The organism is Nocardiopsis alba (assembly GCF_000710955.1).
In the GTDB taxonomy this organism is placed as follows: domain Bacteria; phylum Actinomycetota; class Actinomycetes; order Streptosporangiales; family Streptosporangiaceae; genus Nocardiopsis; species Nocardiopsis alba.
On sequence record NZ_BAZE01000003.1, the window covers coordinates 550,384 to 571,374 of the forward strand.

The following is a 20,991-nucleotide window of genomic DNA, read 5'->3' on the forward strand; positions in this document are numbered from 1 at the left end:
CATTCCGGTAGTCCGCGCACCCGTATGACCACCACCCGAAACGACGGCGAGACCCCCGCGTCCGTCTCCGGTTGCCCCGCCGACATCACCCGCCTGTACGGGAACTCTCCGCCCGGCGGCCGCGACGACCTGTGGAAGCGCCTGCGCGAACGACACGGCCCCGTCGCACCGGTCGAACTCGAACCCGGTGTTCGCGCCTGGCTGCTGCTCGACTACCAGGAGAACCTCACCCTCCTCCAACAGCCGCACCTGTTCTCCCGGGACACCCGCCGTTGGCGCGAGGCCATCGAAGGCCGCGTCGATCTGGCCAAGACCCTCCCGATGATGTCCTGGCTCCCCAACGCCCTCTACGCGGACGGCGCCGAGCACACTCGACTGCGCGCCCCGATCATGGACGGCCTGGCCAAGGTCGACATGACCGCGACGGCCCGCATGGTGCGCCAGATCGCCGACGAACTGGTCGACGCGTTCGTGGCCCGGGGCAGCGCCGACCTGATCGGCGAATACGCCTCCCCACTGCCGACCCTGGTGATCAACCGGCTCTTCGGCCTGCCCGACAGCTACGGGCACATGCTCGGCGACCTCACCACCTCCGTGTTCGGCGAGGACGCCGAACGCGCCGAGGAAGCGGTCGCCCGCATGCAGCAGTACTTCGCCGGTCTGGTGGCGCGCAAGGCCGACAAGCCCGGGCCCGACCTGGCGAGCCGAATGCTCGAACACCCGTCGGGCCTGTCCCCGAACGAGGTCGCCTACCAGGCGGCTCTCATCATCAGCGCGGGCCACATGCCCACCACCCACCTCGTCGGCAACGCCATGCGCACCCTGCTCACCGACGAGGTCATCCGCGCCGCCCACGCCGACGCGCGTCTGCCCACGCACGATCTCCTGGACCACGTGATGTGGACCAACACCCCGCTCCAGGTCCTGGCGGGGCGGATCGCGCTCCGGGACGTGCGGATCGGCGAGACCCAGATCCGCGCGGGCGACGCCCTGCTGCTGGCGATCGACGCGGCGCACCGCGACCTGACCCTGCGACGCGGGCAGACCGCGCCCGACACCGGCCTGGCCGCCGGAAGCCGCGCCCACCTGGCGTTCGGCGCGGGTCCGCACAGCTGCCCCTCGCGCGACCTGGCCAGAATGATGGCCTCGATCGGGGTCTCCGTACTCCAGGAGCGCCTGCACGGCCTGCGGTCGGCGGTGCCCCCGGAGGAGCTGCGCCTGATGCCCTCCCCGTTCCTGAGGGGACTGCGCGAGCTTCCGGTCACCTTCCAGCCCGACACACCGAAGGGCGCTCCCGGGCCCCTGACCCAGGAGATGGAGCCGGTCCAGGCCGTGGCGGAGGAGGAGACCCCTCCGGAGGACCTGCTCGGACGACTGTTGAGCTGGTGGCGCGGCCTGCGCGGCTGACCCCGGCGCCCACCGGCCCTTGAGGACCGGTGCTCACGACGAACACCCCCGTACCGGGGCCGTGTTCGCGATACGAACGGGGCGAACCGGAAGGATCCCGGTCCCCCGACACCGAACCCTCCTTCGACGAGGGCCCTGACCCACGACGGCCGCGCCGTCCGTGGACCACCGCCGTCCGAGCCGGAGGAAGACCCCGCTCCGAAACCCTCTTCCCCTCCCGTTCCCCGCCGCCGACCGGACATCGAGGACCAGGGTCGACAGACGGGCGCGCACTCGCCGCCCGGGGAGAAGGGAAGAGGGGCCTTTCGGAAGGCCCCACGTGCTCGCCCTGGTGAACGAGGACCCTTGTGAGAGAGGGGAGAATTCGAAAGCCCGGTGTGGAAGGCGTTCCCTTCGGTCTGGAACACGTCCCCGAAGAAACGTGATGACGATCACCACCGCTTTCCCATCCTCCTCCGATCCGCCTTTCGTCACCCCTTTTCCGGAGGATCACGCTCCGACGCTGCACCGACACCTCATCGATGAATGCGGCAAACGCGACATACAACTCTCTGGATAGCTTTTTCTTCTCTTCTGGACACTGTCGTGGCCTCTCGGCACGGGATATCCAGTGCGGGACACCCCAGGACGGAACGGCAGAGAGGACCCGCATGAAGAACCACTCCCTGACCGCGGTCGACCACCGTGCCCCGGTCGAGGCCGCGGACCGACCCCTCACCTTCGGTGTGGAGGAGGAGTTCTTCGTCGTCGATCCGCGCACCCGCCGGATCCTGTCCCGAGCCCCCGACGTCCTGGCCCGTGCACGCGGCCTCACCGACCGGCTGTGCGGGGAGTTCACCGACGCCCAGGTCGAGGCCAACAGCCCCGTGTGCGCCACCGCGGAGGACGCCCGCGACTTCCTGACCGCCGCCCGCGAGGAGCTGCGTCGGGCGGCCGACGAGGTCGGGCTGGCCGTGGCCGCCACCGGAACACCGATCCTCGGCGACCCCGCGTCGGCCCGGGTCAGCAAGGGCAGGAGGTACTCCGACATCTCCGCCCGCTTCGGCACCCTGCGCGAATCCCACGTGGTGTGCGGCTGTCATGTTCACGTGGGCATCCCCGACCGGTCCACGGCCGTGTCCGTCAGCGATCACCTGCGCCGTTGGCTCCCGTTCCTGGTGGCGCTCTCCGCCAACTCCCCCTTCCACGACGGCCACGACAGCGGCCACGCCAGCTGGCGAACGGTCACCTGGAACCGGCTCCCCTCGGCCGGACCGCCCCCGCTGTTGCGTTCTCTGAGCGAGCACGAACGGGCGGTCCACGAACTGTCCGACACCGGGGCGATTCTCGACCGCCACATGGTCTACTGGGACATCCGCCTCTCCGACCACCTGCCCACTCTGGAGATCCGGGTCGGCGACGTGGCAGCGACCGCAGAGGAGGCCCTGCTCTTCGCCACCCTCACCCGCGGTCTGGTCGGCCGGGCCCTGATCGAGGTCGGGGACGGTGCCCCGGCCCCCGATATCTCGGGTCAGACCCTGCGCGCCGCCGTCTGGCGGGCCGCCAGGGACGGGCTGGAGGGGTTGATCCCCGACCCGTTGACCGGCGAGACCCTCCCCGCCGCCACCGCGATGGAGCGGCTGCGCCGGGCCGCCTTACCCGGTTTGGCGCTCACCGGGGACACCGACCTCGTCTCCGAACTGCTCGAACGGGTTCTGGCCGTGGGTTCGGGCGCCGCCCGCCAGCGTGCCGTGTACGCCGAACGGGGGCGGATGAGCGACGTCGTGGACCATGTGCTCGCCCAGACCCGGGAAGGGCTGGCGGCCGCCCCCCGTCGCGGACGTCCCCTCCTCTGAGACTCGGTACGCCCGAGGGCCGAAGACCCGCCGGCCCCGGGCTTCGAGGGTCGTCGGCGGCCCGACCCGGGGCGGGCGTCCTCCGCGCCCGCCCCGGGTCCGTCCCTAGGAGGCGACGCCGTTCTCCGAGAGAGCGGCGTCCAGCTCCGCACGAGTGGGCGGGTCGGCCCCTTCACGGGTGACCGTACGCGCCGCCGCCGTGGCGGCGTGGGTCAGCAGGGAGACCAGATCGCCCTCGGTCAGCCCCGAGAGCCGTGCGCGCGGGTCCTCCCCCAGACGTCCGTCCAGGTCGAGGCGGTGCAGCAGGGCGCCCATGAACGAATCGCCGGCGCCCACCGTGTCCACCACGTCCACCACGGGAGCGGGCACCGAGGCCGACACCCCGTGCGAGAGGGCGAAGGCGCCCTTTCCGCCCAGGGTGACCACGACCAGAGCCGGACCCAGGGCCGCCAAGGCCTCGGCCGCCTTCTCCGGGGAGCGGTCCGGGTAGAGGAAGTCCAGGTCCTCGTCGCTGGCCTTGACCACATGCGCCCGGGCGACGTGCCGCAGGACCAGGGACCTGGCGGTCTCCGGATCGCCGATCACCTCACGCCGGATGTTGGGGTCGAGGGAGACCGTCACCCGTCCCCGAGAGTGCTCCCGGCCCAACAGCCCCTCGATGAGGGCCGCGCCCGGCTCCCGGAACAGGGCGATCGAGGCCGCGTGCAGGGCCACGACCTCGGCGTCCAGTTCCCTCGGCAGTTCTTCGGCGCGCCAACGCCAGTCGGCGGCGTCGTCCATGCGGAAGTCGTACACGGCGGCCCCGTCCGCGCCCAGGGTCGCCAACGCCAACGCCGAGGGCTCCTCGGCGTCGATCAGACCGGCCGGGTCCAGCCCCTCGGACAGCAGTCGCTCACGGATCATGGCGCCGAACCCGTCGGAGCCGATCCGGGCGAGCAGCCGGGTGGGGATCCCCAAGCGGGCCGTGGCGACCGCCGTGTTCGCCGGCCCCCCGCCGGGAGAGGCCTTGAGGGTGCCCGGACCCCGCCCCGCGGGCAGCAGGTCCATGACGTTCTCCCCGATCACCACGAGGCGGGGCGAGGCCCCCTGTCGGTCGCTCATGTGTGCTTCCTGTTCCGTCCGTCGGCCGGCAGCGCGGCCGCGATCGAGGTGGACAGGCCGATCTGCGGCAGGAGAACGGCCTGATAGGGGTGGTAGACGTCGGGTTTGCCCGCCCACACCGAGGCGGCCGGGCTCCCGTCCGGATCCAGTTCGTGTCGCCAGCCGCCGTGTTCACGGTCGACGTGGAACCGGTCGGCGTAGGCCCACCAGCGTTCCAGATGTTCGCTGTAGGAGGCCTTCCCGGTCCTCTGGCCCAGGGTCCAGGCGGTCATGGCGGCCTCGGCGATCACCCAGTGCATGCGCTGACGCACCACCGGACGGTCCTCCCAGTCCAGGGTGTAGACGAAGCCGTCGGTGCCGTCGGTGGCCCACCCGCGCCGTACGGCGTTGTCGAAGAGGAGTTCGGCGTCGGTGAGCGCCCAACCCGGCACCGGCTCCCCCGCTCGCTCCAACGCCTTCTCCAGATGGACGAGCAGACGGGCCCATTCCAGCAGGTGGCCGGTGGTGCTGCCGAACGGCCGGAAGGGGTGGTCCGGACGATCGCGGTTGTAGTCCGGAAGCGGTTCCCAGCCGGGGGTGAAGTGCTCGGGAAGCCGCCAGTCGTGGGCGGCGGCGACACCATGGATCAGACGCTCCGCGATGGCGGCGGCCCTGCGGACCCACCGTGTGTCACCGGTGACGTCGGCCGCGGCGAGGAAGGCCTCCACACAGTGCATGGCGCTGTTGGCCCCGCGGTAGGACTCGGTGGTGGTCCAGTCGGCGTCCCAGCTCTCGCGGACGCAGTCGGCCGAGGGCTCCCAGAAGTACTCCTCGATCACCCCGAGGGCCTCGTCGAGCAGCTCCCGGGCCCCCGGGCGCCCCGCGTGCGCGGCGCTCGCCGCCGCGAGGACCACGAAGGAATGCGGGTAGGCGGCCTTCCCCGGAAGGGTTCCGGAGCGCTCTCGTACGCTCGCGGCCCCGCCCTCGGGGACCTCGTCGAACCAGCCCCCCGCCTCGGCGTCGCGTAGCGGCCCGGTCAGGGCGGCCACCCCGTGGTCCGCCAGAGCCGCCGCGTCCGCGTCTCCTCGCAGATGCGCCAGCGAGAACACATGCGTCATCCGAGCGGTGATCCAGGTGGCGGTCGGCCTCCCCGACTCCACCCCGCCCCGCGCGTCCAAGTGGCCGAACCCGTCGGGGACCACGGACCCGGCGGCGAAGCGGACCAGACTCCGCTCCTGCTCCTCCAACCATGCGGCCCCACCCGGAACCGGGCGTGTCGATGCGCTCAAACCAGTGCCTCCTCGGGGGTCGTTCAGCGCGTAACGCTATCCCCCGCCGGCCTCCCCGGGAAAGCCCTCATGGCGCCGTCTCGGATCCCGATCGGGTACACCCTCGAAAAACCGGTCGCCCGCCACCGACCGGGCCGGCAGGATCCTTGCGACCGAGCGGCGCGAACCGAGGAGACCACATGACCCAGCAGGAACGGCCGGACCGGGAGGACACCGCGGCCGCCCCGCCGCTCGCGCGGGATCCGCTCCCCCTTCGAGGGAGGACGGCGCTCGTCACCGGCGCGGGACGGCGCGGCGGTATCGGCTACGCGGTGGCGCGGCGACTGGCCGCCTACGGGGCCTCCGTCATGCTCCACCACTTCCGCCCGCACGACGAGGCACAACCCTGGGGCGGGGACGACATCGACGCGGTGGTCGAGGGGGTACGTTCGGTCCTGGCCTGCCCCGAGACCGGGGTGGAGCAGATCGAGGCCGACATGGCCGACCCCCGGACCCCCGAACGGGTGGTCGAGGCGACCATCGCCGAGTTCGGGCACCTGGACATCCTGGTCGCCAACCACGCGCGCAGCGGAGGGGACGGCTCTCTGGCCGAGGTCACCGCCGAGATGCTCGACGGACACTGGGCCGTGGACGCCCGATCGCCGCTGCTCCTGGCCAAGGCCTTCGCCGAACACCACGACGGTCGCCCGGGTGGTCGGGTGCTGTTCATGACGTCGGGACAGTCGCACGGCCCCATGCCCGGCGAGGTCGCCTACGCCTCCGCCAAGGGCGCTCTGGCGCAGATCACCCCCACCATCGCCGCCGAGTTGGGGCCGAGGGGCATCACCGTCAACACGGTCAACCCCGGACCGGTGCAGACCGGCTACATCGAGGGCGACCTGCTGGAACGGGTGGTGCCCATGTTCGCTCTGGGACGTTTGGGAGAGCCGGACGATCCGGCTCGTCTGCTGTCCTGGCTGGCCACCGACGAGGCCGCGTGGATCACCGGTCAGGTGATCAGCTCCGAGGGCGGCTTCCGGTTCACCTGAGCGGTCGGAGCCACGGGTGTTCGTGCGGTCCCCGATCGGCGGCGTTGCAGGTCCACCGGATGTGCTCGGCCACGGTGAGGGGGTCGTCCGCCATCGGGATGTGACCGACCCCCAACATCGACACCATGCGCGCGTTGGGCACGCGCTGATGGGCGTGTTCGGCGCTGGAGGGCAACAGGGTCCGGTCGCGGTCGCCCCAGGCGATCGTGACCGGACAGCCGATCGGGCGGGCGGAGAAGTCGTAGTCGGCGATCTTGGGCACCATGCGCACGTACGGGGCTCCGGGTTCGAGCCCCTGGACACCGAAACGGGTCGCCTTGGCCTCGGGCGAGGAGGGGTCCCCCCGCAACGCGATCCGGGCCGCCGCGCGCGCCGGCGGTGTGTCGGCCAGACGCTCCTTGAGCGGCATGGGAAGCCGGGTCGCCAGGTTGGCGACCATCCCCACGGTGCGCATGCCCCAGCGGGCGAGGGTGTCGGAGAAACCGGCCGGGGAGAAGACCGTGACCGATCCGGCCACCCCTTGGACGCCCAGTTCCAGCGCGATCGAGCCGCCCAGGGAGTTGCCCGCCAGGTGGGGGCGCTCGATGCCGTGCAGTTCGCAGAAGTCGCGCACGACCCGCACGAGGCTGTACACGTCGTAGTGCTCCTTGGGCCCGGGGGCCGGGGACTCCCCGAACCCCGGCAGGTCGAGGGAGAACACCTCGTAGTCGTCGACCAGCCGGGGCGATACCGACCGCCAGCTCTGTCTCCGATCACCGAGCCCGTGCAGCAGAACGACCGGGCGGCCGTTGCCGTGCCGCTCGAAGGCGATGCGTCCGGGGTCCATCAACCCTGTCTACCCCCTGCCGTCCGCAACGCCACTCGACGTTGGGACGAAACTGAACAAAAGGTGACCTTCGCTTGACCCGGGATCACACTCCGAGCGGAACCCGGGCTCGTCGCCGAGGCGCCGCCGTCAGCAGCAGACCCACCACGATGGCCGACAGACCGAACACCGGCGCGGAACCGAAGCCGAGCCCGGTCACCGTCAGGGTCAGCAGTCCCCCGCCGAGCAGCGCGGCCGCGATCAGCACCCTCGGCAGACCCGGGTCCCCGCTGAGCACCCGAGGCGGTTCCTCGAAGCGCACGGCCCAGTGGGCCAGCGGAAGGATCAGGGGCACCAGGACCACCAGTCCCAGCACTCCCCACAGCAGCCACAGGCCGGTCATCGGCTCAGGGGTATCGATACCCAGTCCGAACACCACCACACCGGCGACCACGCTGATCGGCAGCATGTGCCACAGGTACACCGTCATCAACTGAGGACACACACGGTCCAGCATCCGGGCCGGTCCGGGACGATTCGACCAGGCGACGATCAGGTCGCGGAGCAGCACCGCCACCCCGATCTGCACCGCTCCCAAAGCCGCGAGGACCAGGGTCGGCGGGGCCACGTTCGAGGTCTCGGCCGCGAACACCCCGGTCATGTTCAACGAGTAGGGGCCGAACGCGGCCAGGGCCAGAGCGGCCACGGCCCCGGTCGCCGCGAGACCGAGCGCGTGCGGGCGCCCGATCGCACCCGTCACGTAACGGAGACCCAACTGGTGCACGCCCAGCCAGACGAAGGCGATGTTCAGGTAGCCGAACCACTCCACACCGAAGTTGAAGCGGACCGTGTCCACGACCACGGCCCCCGCGAGCAGCGCCGCCGGAACCCACCAACCGAACCGTTCCTGCGCGGCGACCAACAGCGGGGTCGCCATGACCACCAGCACGTACACCGCCAGGAACCACAGCACCATGCCCGCCGCGCCCGCGCCGACCAGGACCGGCTGGGCCGGGGCACCGCCCAGGACCGCCAGGTGACAGGCGAGGATCCACACCACCGCCAGGGGCACGACCGGCCAGGCCAGCCGGCGCAACCGCTTGGCCCACCAGATCCGGGCCGGAACCCCCCGCTTCGAGGCCGCCCGCCAACTGATCAGATTGGCCGCGCCGCCCACGAAGAAGATCAACGGCATGACCTGGGAGATCCAGGTCAACGCGAACCCGCCGTCGGAGCTGAGCACACTGCCCGCGGCCAGTTCGCCCTGGGTCTGCACGCTCAACACCGGCAACCACCAGTGCTGGACGACCACCAAGGCCATGACGAACAGGCGGAGCACGTCGAGGAAACGGTCCCGAGCGGGCTTCGAGTGGGCGGCGGGCTCCACGGCCGGGGCCGCGGAGGAGGTGGGCGGCCGGTCTCCCACGGGGTCGACGGTCACGGTCATCGGCGGTCGCTCCTTGGTCATCCCGAGAGCGAACGGCCGCGCGAGGGCGCCTTCGGTCACTCCGAACGGGAACAGAAGTGTCGACACGTCCCCGTGTTCCCCGGGGATCGGGACCACGAGTGGCAATCGATGACGCGTCGTCGATCATGACCCTAGGCGTGACGGCCGTTCGGCCGCGATGGCGCAGGATCCCCTCCCGAAGGGTGGCCGGCCCACCTTGGTGGGGTAGTGCCGGCACCACCATCTACTCGGAGGGGCGAGTGACGGGAGGGCTTGGTGTGCAAGGTACCGGATGCGGTACTCCCCCCGGGACCGGGAAGCCGGCACACCCGGTCTCCCACAGCGGCCCCGGGGGTGTGACGGGTGCGCGGTCTCCTACTCCGGCCACGGGGGGGTTGCCCGTTCGGGCGCCGGCGGGGTTCTGGAGGTGCCGCAGGTGGGGTCGCGAGGAACGAGTGACCCCACCGAAGGTGCCGAAGGTTCCCGCCTCCCTTGGCGCCCGAACACGCGCCGAAGCGAAGCGGAGGCGCAAAGCAAACACTTTCGGACCCCGACCACAGCAGGGAGTAACCCGCACCCGCCATCCCACCTCAACCCCCAGGGGGTGCCCGAACCGCTCAGGGCGCGGTGGGCAGGGCCCGCTTGTGGGCGGTGACGCGGTAGCGGTCGATGAGCGCTCGGGCGACCTCGTCGTCGACGGGGCGACCCTCCAGGAAGGCGTCGATCTGGTCGTAGGTGACGCCGAGGGCCTCCTCGTCCGGCTTCTGGGGGCTGAGCGTCTCCAGGTCGGCGGTGGGCACCTTGTTCACCAGGTCGTCCGGGGCGCCCAGGGTGGCGGCGACGGCCCGCACCCTGCCCTTGGTGAGGCCGCTCAACGGGATGACGTCCACGCCTCCGTCGCCGTACTTGGTGAAGAAGCCGGTGATCGCCTCGGCGGCGTGGTCGGTGCCGACCACCAGCCCGCGGAACCCGCCGGAGACCGCGTACTGGGCGATCATCCGCTGGCGGGCCTTGACGTTGCCGATGACGAAGTCCTCGGCGGCGTGGTCGGTGTAGGTCATGCCGCCCTCGGTCAGGGCGGCCGCCATGGCGTCGGTGGCGGGGCGCACGTCGACGGTCAGGCACCGGTCGGGGGCGACGAAGTCGACGGAGCGGGCGGCGTCCTCCTCGTCCTTCTGTGTCCCATAGGGCAGGCGCATGGCCACGAACTCGGCCTCGTATCCGGCCTCGCGGGCCCGGTCGACGGCCAGGCGGCACAGGCGTCCCGCCGTGAGCGAGTCGACGCCGCCGCTGATGCCCAGGACCAGGGCACGGGACCGGGAGGCGACGAGCTGATCGGTGAGGAAGGAGACGCGACGCTCGATCTCCGCGGCGACGTCGAAGTCGGCGGTCACACCGAGGTCCCGGATGATCTCATCGCGGGCCCGGCTCTGTTCGGTGTCGCTCACGTGCGCTCCCTCTGTGTACTGCGTGTGCCCCTCCGATTATCGCCTGCCCTGGTCGGTGGGGTGCTACGGCCGTGTGAACTCTACGCTCCCGCCCCGCCGTCGTCCCGCTCAGGGGTCGGGGCTCCAGCGTCGGACGAAACGTTCGTAGTCGACCACCACCCCGTCCCCGTCGACGGAGATCCGGTACTCGCCGTGGAGGGGGTCGCGGTAGGTGTACAGCTCCAGCCCGTTCTCGGCGTGATGGCGGGTGTAGCGCTGACGGACCCGGCGGATCCTCAATGAGGGGATGTCGATCCACACCACCGCGATATCGCGGTGTTCGCCGGGGCGAAGGCCCAGACGGCGGATGGGGAGGGTGTTGGTGAGGGGGGTGGCGGCGATGTCGACGTCGAGGCAGCCGACCAGCTCTCTCAGTTCGCCGCCCTTCCCGTCGCTCCAGTGGCCGCCCTGGGCTTGGAGGGTGACCGTCTCGGTGCCCGCCGCGGACAGCACCTCGGCGTGGACCCGTGTGGTCGCCCAGGCCAGGTCGGTCCACACGGTGAAGCGGGTGAGGAAGCGTTCCTCCCGTGCGAAGACGGTCTCCCCCGCCTCCAGCCGGAAACCGTCCGGTTCGGGAAGGAGCGTGCCGATCCCCATCCCTTCCGGAACGTCCGTGCGGGCCCACGCTGTCGGGTGTTGCGGCGGTGACGACATGTCACCGTTCTACCGCTACGGGGCGTGCGGGCGCCAGAACGCCTTCCGGGCCCGTGCGTTGACACGCACGGGCCCGGAAGGCGTTGAGCGGCGGGGAGAGGGATTTCTCCCCACCGACGGGGTCAGACGGCGGCGGTGGGCTTCTCGTCGTGTCCACCGGACTTGAGCTCGGCCTCGACACGGTCGAAGTCGGCCTCCATCTGCTCGCTGACCTTGCCCAGGCCGTTGAAGAGCAGGATGGACAGGAAGCTCAGGGCGACCGCCGGGACCATCGCGTACAGGCCGGTGCCGAGGTAGGCGCTGTCGAGGATGTCCCAGAGGATGGCGGACGAGCCGCCGACGATCATGCCGGCGAGAGCGCCCGCCCAGGTCATGCGCTTCCAGAAGAGGGCGAGCAGCAGGACCGGACCGAAGCCCGCGCCGAAGCCGGCCCAGGCGTAGCCGACCAGGTCCATGACCGAGCTGTTGCCGTACAGCGCGACGAGGGCCGCGATGATGGCGACGGCGACGACGGTGCCGCGGCTGATCCACAGCAGCGAGCGGGGCGAGGCCTTCTCATCGACGAAGGCCTTGTAGCCGTCCTCGGTGAGCGCGGAGGCCGCGACCAGGAGCTGGGAGTCGGCGGTGCTCATCACGGCGGCGAGGATCGCCGCCAGCAGGACGCCCGCGACCAACGGGTTGGTCAGGGACGCGATGAGGCTGGGGAAGACCTGCTCGGGGTCGCCGAGCGGGGTGTCGAAGTAGGCGATGCCGATGAAGCCGACCAGGACCGCGAGGATCATGGCGCTGACCGCCCAGGCGACGCTGATACCGGCGGCCTTGGGGATGTCCTTCACGGAACGGATGCCCATGTAGCGGGCGAGGATGTGCGGCTGGCCGAAGTAGCCGAAGCCCCAGGCCAGACCGGAGACGATGACGACCGCGCCGAGGGTCTCGGTGGTGATCCAGGCGCCGGTGTCGGCGTCGAGGGAGGTACCGCCGAACGCCGACATCAGCCCTTCGGCCTTGTCGGTCACACCGTCGGTGAGGCCGCCGAAGCCGCCGAGCACGCTGATCGCCATGATGGGCACCACGAGCAGCGCGATCCACATCATCATCGCCTGCACCACGTCGGTGTAGGAGACGGCGAGGAACCCGCCGAGCACGGTGTAGAGCACCACGATGGCCACGCCGATGGCGATGGCCGGCGCCGGGTCGAGCCCGAAGACCATGTCGAAGAGCGAGGCCATCGCCACGAGGCCGGAGGCCACGTAGAAGAAGTAGAAGACGATGATGAGGATCGCGGACACGGCGCGCAGCAGGCGCGTGCGGTCGTTGAAACGGTTCTCCAGGAAGGAGGACAGGGTGAGGGAGTCGGATTCGGCTCCGGTGCGGGAGTCGGTGACACGCTCGGTGTAGACGCGCAGGCGCGGGGCGATGATGAGCCAGCTGCCCGCGAAGCCGGAGGCCAGACCGACCGCGATCCAGGCCTCTCCCAGACCCGACACGTAGATGGCGCCGGGAAGCCCCAGCAACAGCCAACCGCTGAAGTCGCTGGCGTTGGCGCTCAGACCGCTCACCCAGCTGTTGAGGCTACGACCACCGAGTACGAAGTCGGCCTGCGAGACGGTGCGCTTGTAGACCCAGAGCCCGATACCGACCATGCCGGCGAGATATACGCCGAAGATCACGATCGACCCGATCGAGGAGTCTTCCACCCGTCACTCTCCCTTCCCTGACAAGCGCATTCCTGACTCAACGCGCTCTTTACGAACTTTGACCGCGATCATGGAGCCTTGTAGCACCGGACACAATGCCTTGTGTGCGGAACAACATCTGTTCGAGACCCCACCGAGTCATTGACCAGGCATGATTGTTCGGATGGCCAGCGCCTTACACTCCTCTTTGTCGTATCGGACATAAGAGGAGCGGATCGTGACGAGGCGTACGCTCCGCGACAGATCGCGTTCTCGCGCCGGACACCTCCACCGCGCACCCGCCACGCTCCCCGGAACACCCGGCTCCGGACGGCGACGAGAGGGAGCCGAGGATCGATCCACCGCGACGATCCGTACGAGTAGTGGGAAGGGCCCGACCGGGCTACCGTGGCCGCATGGACGCACAACCCGCCGCCATCCGCGCCCGCAGCATCGGCCCCTCGGGGATCTGTCCCCGGGGCGAGCACGACTGGAAGCCCTCCGCCCCCGGCTCGGCCCGCCACCTGTGCACGAAGTGCAATTCGATGATGACCCGCAACTACGAACCCGAGGTCGCCGAACCCGCCGCGGACTGACGGCGTTCGTCGCCCGGCCGATCCACACGGGCACGGCGGAGACGTGTACGCCCCTCCCGGCTCCGCCGCCCCGTTCCTCCCTCGGCCCTACGCCACGAGCGGTGCCGCCACGGGCCCCGACTCGGAGACGGCCACCCGACCCGCGAGTCGCTCGGACCACTGGCCCCGGTCCACGCCCAACGCCGCCTCGCCCAGCCTGAGCAGCTGCACGTCCGAGGTGCCCGCCGGGGCGAAGATGTGGTGGGCGTCGCGCAGATAGCGCTCGATCGGACGATCCGTGTACAATCCGCGGGCCGCGTGGATCTCCATGGCGTTGCGCGCCGTGTCCAAGGCGTACTCGACGTTGACGAGTTTGGCGTTGATCAGCTCGTGGTCACAGGCCGCGCCCCGGTCAAGCAGGGACACCGCGTGGTACAGCGACAGCGTCGCCATCATCAGTCGGGACTGCATCTGCCCCAGTTTCAACTTCACCGAGGGCACCTCGCACAAGGGCCTGCCGTAGCGGTGCTGTTCGGAGGCGTAGGCGCAGGTCTCCTCCACCAGGGCCCGATGGATGCCCAAGGCCACCGCGGCCAGGTTGGCCCTGCCGTACAGCACGCTGGACGAGTAGGCCACCGCCAGCCCGTCCCCCTCCTCCCCGAGCATGTTGGCGGCGGGGACACGGCAGTCCTCGAAGATCAACTCCCCGAAGCTGAACCCGTGCAACCCCATCGTGCCCTCGTGCGGGCCCAGGGAGAAGCCGGGCCGATCCGACTCGACCAGGAACGCGGACAACCCCCGCGACCCCTCCCCGGTCCGGACCACCACACCGTGCAGATCGCCGACGTGGCTGTTGCCCACGAAGACCTTCCGCCCGTTGAGCACGTAGTCGTCACCATCGCGAACGGCGCTGCCGGTCATCCCCAGGACGTGCCCGCCGGAGCCGTACTCGGTCACCGCGATCGTGGGCAGACACCGCCCCGCCGCGACCCTCGGCAGCCAGGCCGCGCGCTGGGCCGCGTTCCCGAAGTGCACGATCTTGGCCACCCCCAACTGGGAGGCCTGGACCATCGCGCCCATCGCCCCGCTGACACGGGACATCTCCTCGATGATGATCGTCTTGGCCAGATGCCCCGCGCCCATACCGCCGTAGGCCGGGTCCACGGTCACACCGATCCACCCCTGCTCCGCGATGAGCCGGGACAGTTCGTGGTCCACATGGCGGCGCCGCTCCATCTCGGGGATGCGGGGGGCCACCTCGTGCTCGGCGAACTCACGTACTTCAGCACGCAGTCGCCGGTGCCGCTCGTCTCCGAAAACGTGATCCATTGCGGGTTCTCCCTCGGTATGGGGGGACTACCTGGTCGCACCCTGGTCCGATGCCTTCGGAGGGGATTCGTTCACGCTCTGGCCTGCCCCGGCCATGACCTGGCCGGAAGCGGTCGGCACCCCGATATCCATGCGACGGAGGAGTCGGGGGTGGCCGAACGCGAAAGAGGCCCGGGGCGCGCGCCGCCCCGGGCCCCGGCAAGGGAGAGAAGGAGGAAGAGGATCCGTCCTACGGATCACGGCGGAGGCGCCGAACGCCCCCGAAAGGTCAGTCCCAGTCCAGACCGCCACCGGTCTGGTACTCGATCACCCTCGTCTCGAAGAAGTTCTTCTCCTTCTGGAGGTCCATCATCTCCGACATCCACGGGAACGGGTTCTCCGTCTCACCGAAGATCGGGGCCAGACCGATCTGCTCGGCGCGGCGGTCGGTGATGAAGCGCATGTACTGCTCGCACAGGTCGGCGTTGAGCCCCAGGACCCCGCGCGGCATGGTCTCGCGGCCGTAGGCCACCTCCAGCTCGCAGGCCTCCGTCAGCATCCGCCGGACCTCCGCCTGGAACTCCTCGCTCCACAGATGCGGGTTCTCGATCTTGATCTGGTTGATCACGTCGATGCCGAAGTTCAGGTGGATCGACTCGTCGCGCAGGATGTACTGGTACTGCTCGGCGATACCGACCATCTTGTTGCGACGACCCAGCGACAGGATCTGCGCGAAGCCGGTGTAGAACCACATGCCCTCGAAGATCACGTAGAACGCGACCAGGTCCCGGAGGAAGGCCTGGTCGGCCTCGGGCGTGCCGGTGCTGAAGTCCGGGTCCTCCAGGTTCTGGGTGTACTTGAGGGCCCAGGCGTCCTTCGCCGTGATCGAGGGGACCTCCCGGTACATGTTGAACAGCTCGCCCTCGTCCAGGCCGAGGCTCTCGCAGATGTACTGGAAGGTGTGGGTGTGCACGGCCTCCTCGAAGGCCTGACGCAGCAGGTACTGGCGGCACTCGGGGTTGGTGAGCTGACGGTAGACGGCCAGGACGATGTTGTTCGCGACCAGCGACTCCGCCGTCGCGAAGAAACCGAGGTTGCGCTTGAGCATGAGCCGCTCGTCCTCGGTCAGCCCGTCCTTGGACTTCCACAGGGCGATGTCCGCCTGCATGGCCACCTCGGTGGGCATCCAGTGGTTGTTGCAGCCGGCGAGGTACTTCTCCCACGCCCAGGTGTACTTGAGGGGAAGAAGCTGGTTGACGTCCGCGCGGGCGTTGATCATCGCCTTGTCGTCGACGTTCACACGGGCGGCGTCGCGCTCGATCTCGCCGAGGCCGGTCGTGTCGTTGTTCTCGGAAACCGTGGTCATGCTCGGTACTGGTCCGTTCTCCGGTCGAGCCGGGTCTTCTCTGCGGGGGCGGAGTGCGAGGAAGGAGGGGCGTCCGCGTCCGCGCGCGGACGCCCCCGACCGGATTACTGGCAGGCCTCGCACTCGGGGTCGTCGATGGAGCACGCCTGGTCCTCGACGATCTCGAACTCCTCCTCGGCCGCCGTGGGCTCGGCCACCGGCACCGGGGCGGGACTCGGAGAGGGAGCGGGCGCGGGGGCCGGAGCGGGCGCCGGGGTCGCCGACACCGCGTTCAGCCGGCCGTCGGTGCCCTTGAGCGTGCTCTTCTCCACGTGCGTGGCGCTCTGCGCGCGCAGGTAGTACGTGGTCTTGAGCCCCGAACGCCAGGCCTTCCGGTACAGGGCGTCCAGCTTCCTGCCGCTGGGGGCCGCCATGTACAGGTTCAGCGACTGGGCCTGGTCGATCCACTTCTGACGACGCGAACCGGCCTCCACCAGCCAGGACGGGTCGACCTCGAACGAGGTGGCGTACAGGTCCTTCAGGTCGTCCGGCACCCGGTCGATCTCCCCCAGGCTGCCGTCGTGACGCTTCAGCTCCGCGACCATCTCCTCGTCCCACAGGCCGCGCTCCTTGAGGTCGCGGACCAGGTGGTCGTTGACCACGGTGAAGTCGCCGGACATGTTCGACTTGACGTACAGGTTCCGGTAGACCGGCTCGATCGACTGGTTGACGCCCGTGATGTTGGCGATGGTCGCGGTGGGGGCGATCGCCATGACGTTGGAGTTGCGCATCCCCGTGGTGCGCACCCGCTCGCGCAGCGAGTCCCAGTCCAGCGTCTCACCGCGGTCCATGTCCAGGTCGCCGCCGCGGGCCTCGGCCAGCAGCCGCAACGAGTCGATCGGCAGGACGCCGCGGCTCCACAGGGAGCCCTCGAAGGTCTCGTAGGAACCGCGCTCGGCGGCCAGCTCCATGGACGCCTCGATCGCGTAGTAGCCGATCAGCTCCATGCTCTCGTCGGCGAAGCTCACCGCGCCTTCGGAACCGTAGGGCGTGCGGAGCTCGAACAGGGCGTCCTGGAACCCCATGAGCCCCAGCCCGACGGGACGGTGACGCATGTTCGCGCGTCGGGCCTCGGGGATCGTGTAGAAGTTCACGTCGATGACGTTGTCGAGCATGCGCACGGCGGTGCGGACGGTACGGCGCAGCCGCTCGACGTCGATGCCCTCGGCGCTCACGTGGCGGGCCAGGTTGACCGAGCCGAGGTTGCAGACCGCGACCTCGTCCTTGTCGGTGTTCAGCGTGATCTCGGTGCACAGGTTGGAGGAGTGCACCACACCGACGTGCTGCTGCGGCGAACGCAGGTTGGACGGGTCCTTGAAGGTGATCCAGGGGTGGCCGGTCTCGAACAGCATGGTGAGCATGCGACGCCACAGGTCGACGGCGGGCAGCGTCCGGTGGACCTTGATCCGCCCGGCCCGCGCCTCGGCCTCGTAGCGCTCGTAGGCCTCGACGAACTCCAGACCGTACTTGTCGTGGAGGTCGGGGACCTCGTCCGGGGAGAACAGGGTCCAGCTCCCCTGCTCCTCCACACGCTTCATGAACAGGTCCGGAACCCAGTTCGCGGTGTTCATGTCGTGGGTGCGGCGGCGCTCGTCGCCGGTGTTCTTGCGAAGGTCGAGGAACTCCTCGATGTCGATGTGCCAGGTCTCCAGGTAGGCACAGACCGCGCCCTTGCGCTTCCCGCCGTTGTGCACCAGACCGGCCGCGGTCATGTACGTCTCATCGGTCTCCACCTTGAGGTCGAAGACGGTCGGGACGATCTCCGTCTCTCCGACCTCACGGACACGGGTGAACACCATGCCCTTGTGTTCGATCCAGTTCCGCTTGGTCAGGGGACGACAGCCCACCAGCTCGGCGATGCCCTCGACCGCGGGAACCCGGATGTCGAACGCCTTGGCGGTTCCATCGAACCGGATCTCGGTGCCGTCCGAGCGGCGTCCGGTGTGCGACTGTTCACGCTCTCGGTACTGTCCGGCGGCCGGAACCCCCAGGCGGAGCAGCTGGTAGCGCACTCCCAGAGCCAGAGGACGCGAAGTGCTGGTGAAGTAGATCTCCACCCCGCGGGAGACGCCGCCGTCGGTCTCGAGCAGCCCCTGGAGCAGAGCCCTGGTCTGGGCGTGCGGGAGGTGGGAGAACCGACGGGAGATCCTCTTGTCCTTTCGAGCGTCGTAGACGTCCTCGAAGGTGAAGGGGAGGGTCGGCTCGCCCGCGCCGGTGATACGACCGGTCCGTTCGTCACGAACCGCGCCCCGGCCGAAGGACCAGTGGATCTGGAGGTAGGTCTCGTCGCGCCCCGTCTCCCAGTAGTGGATGCCCCGGCTCTCCAGGTAGTGCCGGACGAACTCCAGGTGGGTGTCGAGTTCGGGGTTGCCGGAGACCCCCCACTGCTGCCCGCCCTTCGACAGGTGGCCGTCACCGAGCAGGATCCCGTAGAGACGGGCGTCATCCTCGGTGAACCCCTCGACCGGAACGATCTCCCGGGGAACGACCTGGGCGACGTAGTCGCCCTTCTCCAACCGGCCGGCGTCGACCCACTCGGCACGGACCTTGTCGTCCTCGAGCCAGGCCAGGGTCCGGCTGTTCGACTGACCCAGCGGGACACCCTGGATCGCGTAGAAGGGGTGTCCGGAGGTGACCTCGATGTCCTCGATCGAATGCTTGATCTTCACCCGCACCATGGGATCGACCTGGTCGTACATCATGACGTCGGTGACCTCGCGGTAGACACCGCTGTGCCCCAGGACCAGATCGCCGACCTCGATCTCGGAGATGGCCTTGCTCCCGTCCGCCGTATAGACGGGTGTGTCGGGCGCGAAGCACTGGTTGACCGCGACGGCGGTGTCGTTGGCGATCTTCAGGAAGGGGACGACGCCCTGGCTCTTGCCGTTGGTGCCCTTGATGTGGGAGCCCAGGCCGCGGACCGGGGTCCAGTCGTTGCCCAGACCGCCCGAGTACTTCGACAGCATCGCGTTGTTGCCGATGCCGTGGAAGATCTCCTGGAGGTCGTCACCGATCGTGGTGAGGAAGCAGGAGGAGAGCTGCGCGCGGACCGTGCCCGCGTTGAACAGGGTGGGCGTGGAGGCCATGAAGTCGAACGAGGACAGCAGCTCGTAGAACTCGATCGCGCGGGCCTCACGGTCGTCCTCGTTGAGGGCCAGGCCCATGGCGACGCGCATGAAGAAGGCCTGCGGCAGCTCGTAGCGGACGTCGTCGCTGTGCAGGAAGTAGCGGTCGTAGAGGGTCTGGAGGCCCAGGAAGGTGAACTGCTCGTCGCGATCGGCGTGCAGGGCCCGCCCCAGCACGTCCAGGTCGAACCCGGCCAGGGCGGGGTCGAGCTGGCCGAGCTCGACGCCCCGGCGCACGTAGGCCGCCAGGTAGCCGGCGTAGCGGTCGCCCATCTCGGTCTGCCCGGCGGTCTCGTGGGCGTCGAAGACGAAGCTCAGCGCCTCGGTGCGGAGCTTGTCGAGCAGCAGACGCGCGGCCACGTAGGAGTAGTCCGGGTCGACCTCGACGAAGCTGCGGGCGGCCATGACCAGGGCGAGCTCGACCTCGGAGTCGGCGATGCCGGGGTAGAAGCCGCGCCGCGCCTCGTCGAGGACCTTCTCCGCCGAAACACCGGTGAGACCGGCGCAGGCCTCGGCCACCACGTGTTCGATCCGGTCGATGGCGGTGCCAGGGCCACCCTCGTGGGTCTGCGTGGGCCGAACGGATACGGGCGCGGCCTCGACGTCAAGGGTCATAAAGCGGCTCCAACCTCGGTAGAAGAGTCCCCGGGGGCACACGAGTGAGCACGCGGCACGCAGCAGTGGAGGTGTACGTCGAACCTGTACGGTCCACCGGTGGGTCGCGGCGGCTCTCCCTCGAAGCCCCGTCGTCGTACGCACCTGAGGTGCGTGCGGGTGGCAGGTCTTCGGACTCGTGGGCTTCCTACTCCACCGTCGCTTCCCAGGGCCTGAACGGCTCCCAGTGCCTATGACGGCTTTCGTTCCCACTCACCGCTGCGGGGCAGTCCCGGATTCGCACCGGGTTCCCTCTTGCCTCACCCGCCCCGGAGGGCCGGTGAACCACCAGCGGGAGCGATACTACATCTAGGGGATGGTGGGTTGGTACACCGCAAGATGATGGCGTGTCGCGGGTTCTTCGGACGTATCGACCGTGGCCGGATCCCGCCGCCGAACATGGTATGAGGGGGCGAGACGGCCCCGCCCGGGGTCGCTCTCACCCGGCGGGATCGATGCTCCCACAGGGTGCGGGGCGGTCGGGACCACGCCCGAGAACCCGCCGCAGGCCCCCTCCTCCCCCTCGCGTCGCTCGGGGCGGGGAAGGAAAGCTCACACGAAGCCGGCCGCCTCCGGTCGCGGGCCCGGGGTCGTCGACGCTCCGGGCCGCGGATCGGCCGGGGTCACACCTCGTCGAGGATGAGGTCCAGGTCGTCCTCGGGCCTGCCGAGGTCGGATCGGATACGGAACCGGATTCTCAGCAGTTCGAGGAAGAGGTCCTCGACGTAGGGGCTCCGCGAGCATCCGGCGTGGAAGCGCGCGCCCGCGGTGGCCCAGCGTTCGGCCCCCTCCAGGTCGTCGTGCGCGTACAGCGCCTCGGCGACGTGGATGAGGGTGGGCAGCCCGGCGGGACCGCCCGACTCCAGGCGTTCCAGGTGGTATTCGGCCTGGCGGCGTTCGTCCAGTTGCAGGAGGGCGCCCGCGCTCAGGGCGTGCGGGTCGATCACGGTGACGCCGCCGTCGTCGATCGCCCGCTGGTAGGCCGAGCAGGCACGCTCGAACTCTTGGGCGATCTCCCACTGTTCGCCCGCGCGCACGAACAGTTCGGCGCGGCCGACCTCGCTTCCCGCGTCGACCCGGTTGGCCAGGTCCAGTAGTTGGGCGGCGATCCGACCGTGCTCACCCGACCGGACGGCGTGGAATTCCAACCGGTCGAGTTCTGCCGTCGTCACGTGGGTCAACCGCATCGCCCCCATCCCCTACTCGCACTCCCGCG

General features: G+C 69.7%; 15 protein-coding genes and 1 riboswitch. Of the genes, 4 read left to right on the top strand and 11 right to left on the bottom strand.

Annotated elements, in window-relative coordinates; translation table 11 throughout:
• Window positions 1-24: 24 nt before the first annotated feature.
• Both TR33_RS08270 and TR33_RS08275 read left to right on the top strand, forming a co-directional pair.
• A complete protein-coding gene (locus TR33_RS08270; RefSeq protein ID WP_017534426.1) occupies window positions 25-1,407 on the top strand; it encodes a cytochrome P450 family protein in 1,383 nt (460 codons plus the stop codon).
• Window positions 1,408-2,057: 650 nt separating this feature from the next.
• Window positions 2,058-3,242, top strand: coding sequence for a carboxylate-amine ligase (locus tag TR33_RS08275; RefSeq protein ID WP_014908254.1), 1,185 nt, complete (start codon window positions 2,058-2,060; stop codon window positions 3,240-3,242).
• 105 nt (window positions 3,243-3,347) lie between these two features.
• On the opposite strand, the gene TR33_RS08280 is transcribed toward TR33_RS08275, so the two are convergent.
• Both TR33_RS08280 and TR33_RS08285 read right to left on the bottom strand, forming a co-directional pair.
• A complete protein-coding gene (locus tag TR33_RS08280) occupies window positions 3,348-4,343 on the bottom strand; it encodes a PfkB family carbohydrate kinase (RefSeq protein ID WP_042282505.1) in 996 nt (331 codons plus the stop codon).
• Window positions 4,340-5,611: an AGE family epimerase/isomerase gene (locus tag TR33_RS08285; RefSeq protein WP_042282506.1), complete on the bottom strand. Its 1,272-nt coding sequence runs from the start codon at window positions 5,609-5,611 to the stop codon at window positions 4,340-4,342. The genes TR33_RS08280 and TR33_RS08285 overlap by 4 nt, the downstream gene beginning before the upstream one ends.
• 179 nt (window positions 5,612-5,790) lie before the next feature.
• Between TR33_RS08285 and TR33_RS08290 the strand changes: the two genes are divergently transcribed.
• On the top strand, window positions 5,791-6,639 hold the full coding sequence (locus TR33_RS08290; RefSeq protein ID WP_014912361.1) for an SDR family oxidoreductase: 849 nt from the start codon (window positions 5,791-5,793) through the stop codon (window positions 6,637-6,639).
• Here the strand turns inward: TR33_RS08290 and TR33_RS08295 are convergent.
• The 5 genes from TR33_RS08295 to putP form a co-directional block, all read right to left on the bottom strand.
• Entirely contained in the window at window positions 6,632-7,465 is an 834-nt protein-coding gene (locus tag TR33_RS08295) for an alpha/beta fold hydrolase (protein ID WP_014909098.1), read from the bottom strand. The two genes, TR33_RS08290 and TR33_RS08295, sit on opposite strands and share 8 nt — an antisense overlap.
• Window positions 7,466-7,550: 85 nt before the next feature.
• Entirely contained in the window at window positions 7,551-8,891 is a 1,341-nt protein-coding gene (locus tag TR33_RS08300) for an acyltransferase family protein (protein ID WP_026124986.1), read from the bottom strand.
• A gap of 617 nt (window positions 8,892-9,508) precedes the next feature.
• Window positions 9,509-10,339, bottom strand: a complete 831-nt coding sequence (gene nadE / locus TR33_RS08305) for an NAD(+) synthase (RefSeq protein WP_017534421.1) — start codon at window positions 10,337-10,339, stop codon at window positions 9,509-9,511.
• A gap of 108 nt (window positions 10,340-10,447) precedes the next feature.
• Complete coding sequence (locus TR33_RS08310; protein WP_026124985.1) at window positions 10,448-11,032, bottom strand: putative glycolipid-binding domain-containing protein; 585 nt, start codon at window positions 11,030-11,032, stop codon at window positions 10,448-10,450.
• A gap of 122 nt (window positions 11,033-11,154) precedes the next feature.
• Window positions 11,155-12,729 carry a sodium/proline symporter PutP gene (putP, locus tag TR33_RS08315; RefSeq protein WP_042282507.1) on the bottom strand — a complete coding sequence of 525 codons (1,575 nt, stop codon included), beginning with the start codon at window positions 12,727-12,729 and terminating at the stop codon, window positions 11,155-11,157.
• A gap of 395 nt (window positions 12,730-13,124) precedes the next feature.
• Here putP and TR33_RS08320 point away from each other — a divergent pair, with 395 nt between their 5' ends.
• Window positions 13,125-13,304: a hypothetical protein gene (locus TR33_RS08320; protein ID WP_014912394.1), complete on the top strand. Its 180-nt coding sequence runs from the start codon at window positions 13,125-13,127 to the stop codon at window positions 13,302-13,304.
• Window positions 13,305-13,391: 87 nt separating this feature from the next.
• On the opposite strand, the gene TR33_RS08325 is transcribed toward TR33_RS08320, so the two are convergent.
• From TR33_RS08325 to TR33_RS08340, 4 genes are all read right to left on the bottom strand, one after another.
• Window positions 13,392-14,612 carry an acyl-CoA dehydrogenase family protein gene (locus TR33_RS08325; RefSeq protein WP_042282508.1) on the bottom strand — a complete coding sequence of 407 codons (1,221 nt, stop codon included), beginning with the start codon at window positions 14,610-14,612 and terminating at the stop codon, window positions 13,392-13,394.
• A gap of 268 nt (window positions 14,613-14,880) precedes the next feature.
• Window positions 14,881-15,957 (bottom strand): ribonucleotide-diphosphate reductase subunit beta, encoded by a 1,077-nt coding sequence (locus TR33_RS08330; RefSeq protein WP_014908832.1) that lies wholly within the window; start codon window positions 15,955-15,957, stop codon window positions 14,881-14,883.
• A 104-nt stretch (window positions 15,958-16,061) separates the two neighbouring features.
• Complete coding sequence (locus TR33_RS08335; protein ID WP_084570226.1) at window positions 16,062-19,736, bottom strand: ribonucleoside-diphosphate reductase subunit alpha; 3,675 nt, start codon at window positions 19,734-19,736, stop codon at window positions 16,062-16,064.
• Window positions 19,737-19,880: 144 nt separating this feature from the next.
• Window positions 19,881-20,080: riboswitch (cobalamin riboswitch) on the bottom strand.
• A 318-nt stretch (window positions 20,081-20,398) separates the two neighbouring features.
• Window positions 20,399-20,971 (bottom strand): hypothetical protein, encoded by a 573-nt coding sequence (locus TR33_RS08340; RefSeq protein ID WP_014908700.1) that lies wholly within the window; start codon window positions 20,969-20,971, stop codon window positions 20,399-20,401.
• Window positions 20,972-20,991 lie beyond the last annotated feature (20 nt).

What these genes read in the sequence shown, in the direction of transcription:
- TR33_RS08295 (WP_014909098.1), bottom strand. Translation starts at nt 7,465, where the DNA reads ATGGACCCCGGACGCATCGCCTTCGAGCGGCACGGCAACGGCCGCCCG.
- TR33_RS08335 (WP_084570226.1), bottom strand. Translation starts at nt 19,736, where the DNA reads ATGACCCTTGACGTCGAGGCCGCGCCCGTATCCGTTCGGCCCACGCAG.
- TR33_RS08270 (WP_017534426.1), top strand. Translation starts at nt 25, where the DNA reads ATGACCACCACCCGAAACGACGGCGAGACCCCCGCGTCCGTCTCCGGT.
- TR33_RS08275 (WP_014908254.1), top strand. Translation starts at nt 2,058, where the DNA reads ATGAAGAACCACTCCCTGACCGCGGTCGACCACCGTGCCCCGGTCGAG.
- TR33_RS08340 (WP_014908700.1), bottom strand. Translation starts at nt 20,971, where the DNA reads ATGGGGGCGATGCGGTTGACCCACGTGACGACGGCAGAACTCGACCGG.
- TR33_RS08290 (WP_014912361.1), top strand. Translation starts at nt 5,791, where the DNA reads ATGACCCAGCAGGAACGGCCGGACCGGGAGGACACCGCGGCCGCCCCG.
- TR33_RS08310 (WP_026124985.1), bottom strand. Translation starts at nt 11,032, where the DNA reads ATGTCGTCACCGCCGCAACACCCGACAGCGTGGGCCCGCACGGACGTT.
- TR33_RS08330 (WP_014908832.1), bottom strand. Translation starts at nt 15,957, where the DNA reads ATGACCACGGTTTCCGAGAACAACGACACGACCGGCCTCGGCGAGATC.
- TR33_RS08300 (WP_026124986.1), bottom strand. Translation starts at nt 8,891, where the DNA reads ATGACCGTGACCGTCGACCCCGTGGGAGACCGGCCGCCCACCTCCTCC.
- TR33_RS08320 (WP_014912394.1), top strand. Translation starts at nt 13,125, where the DNA reads ATGGACGCACAACCCGCCGCCATCCGCGCCCGCAGCATCGGCCCCTCG.
- TR33_RS08280 (WP_042282505.1), bottom strand. Translation starts at nt 4,343, where the DNA reads ATGAGCGACCGACAGGGGGCCTCGCCCCGCCTCGTGGTGATCGGGGAG.
- TR33_RS08325 (WP_042282508.1), bottom strand. Translation starts at nt 14,612, where the DNA reads ATGGATCACGTTTTCGGAGACGAGCGGCACCGGCGACTGCGTGCTGAA.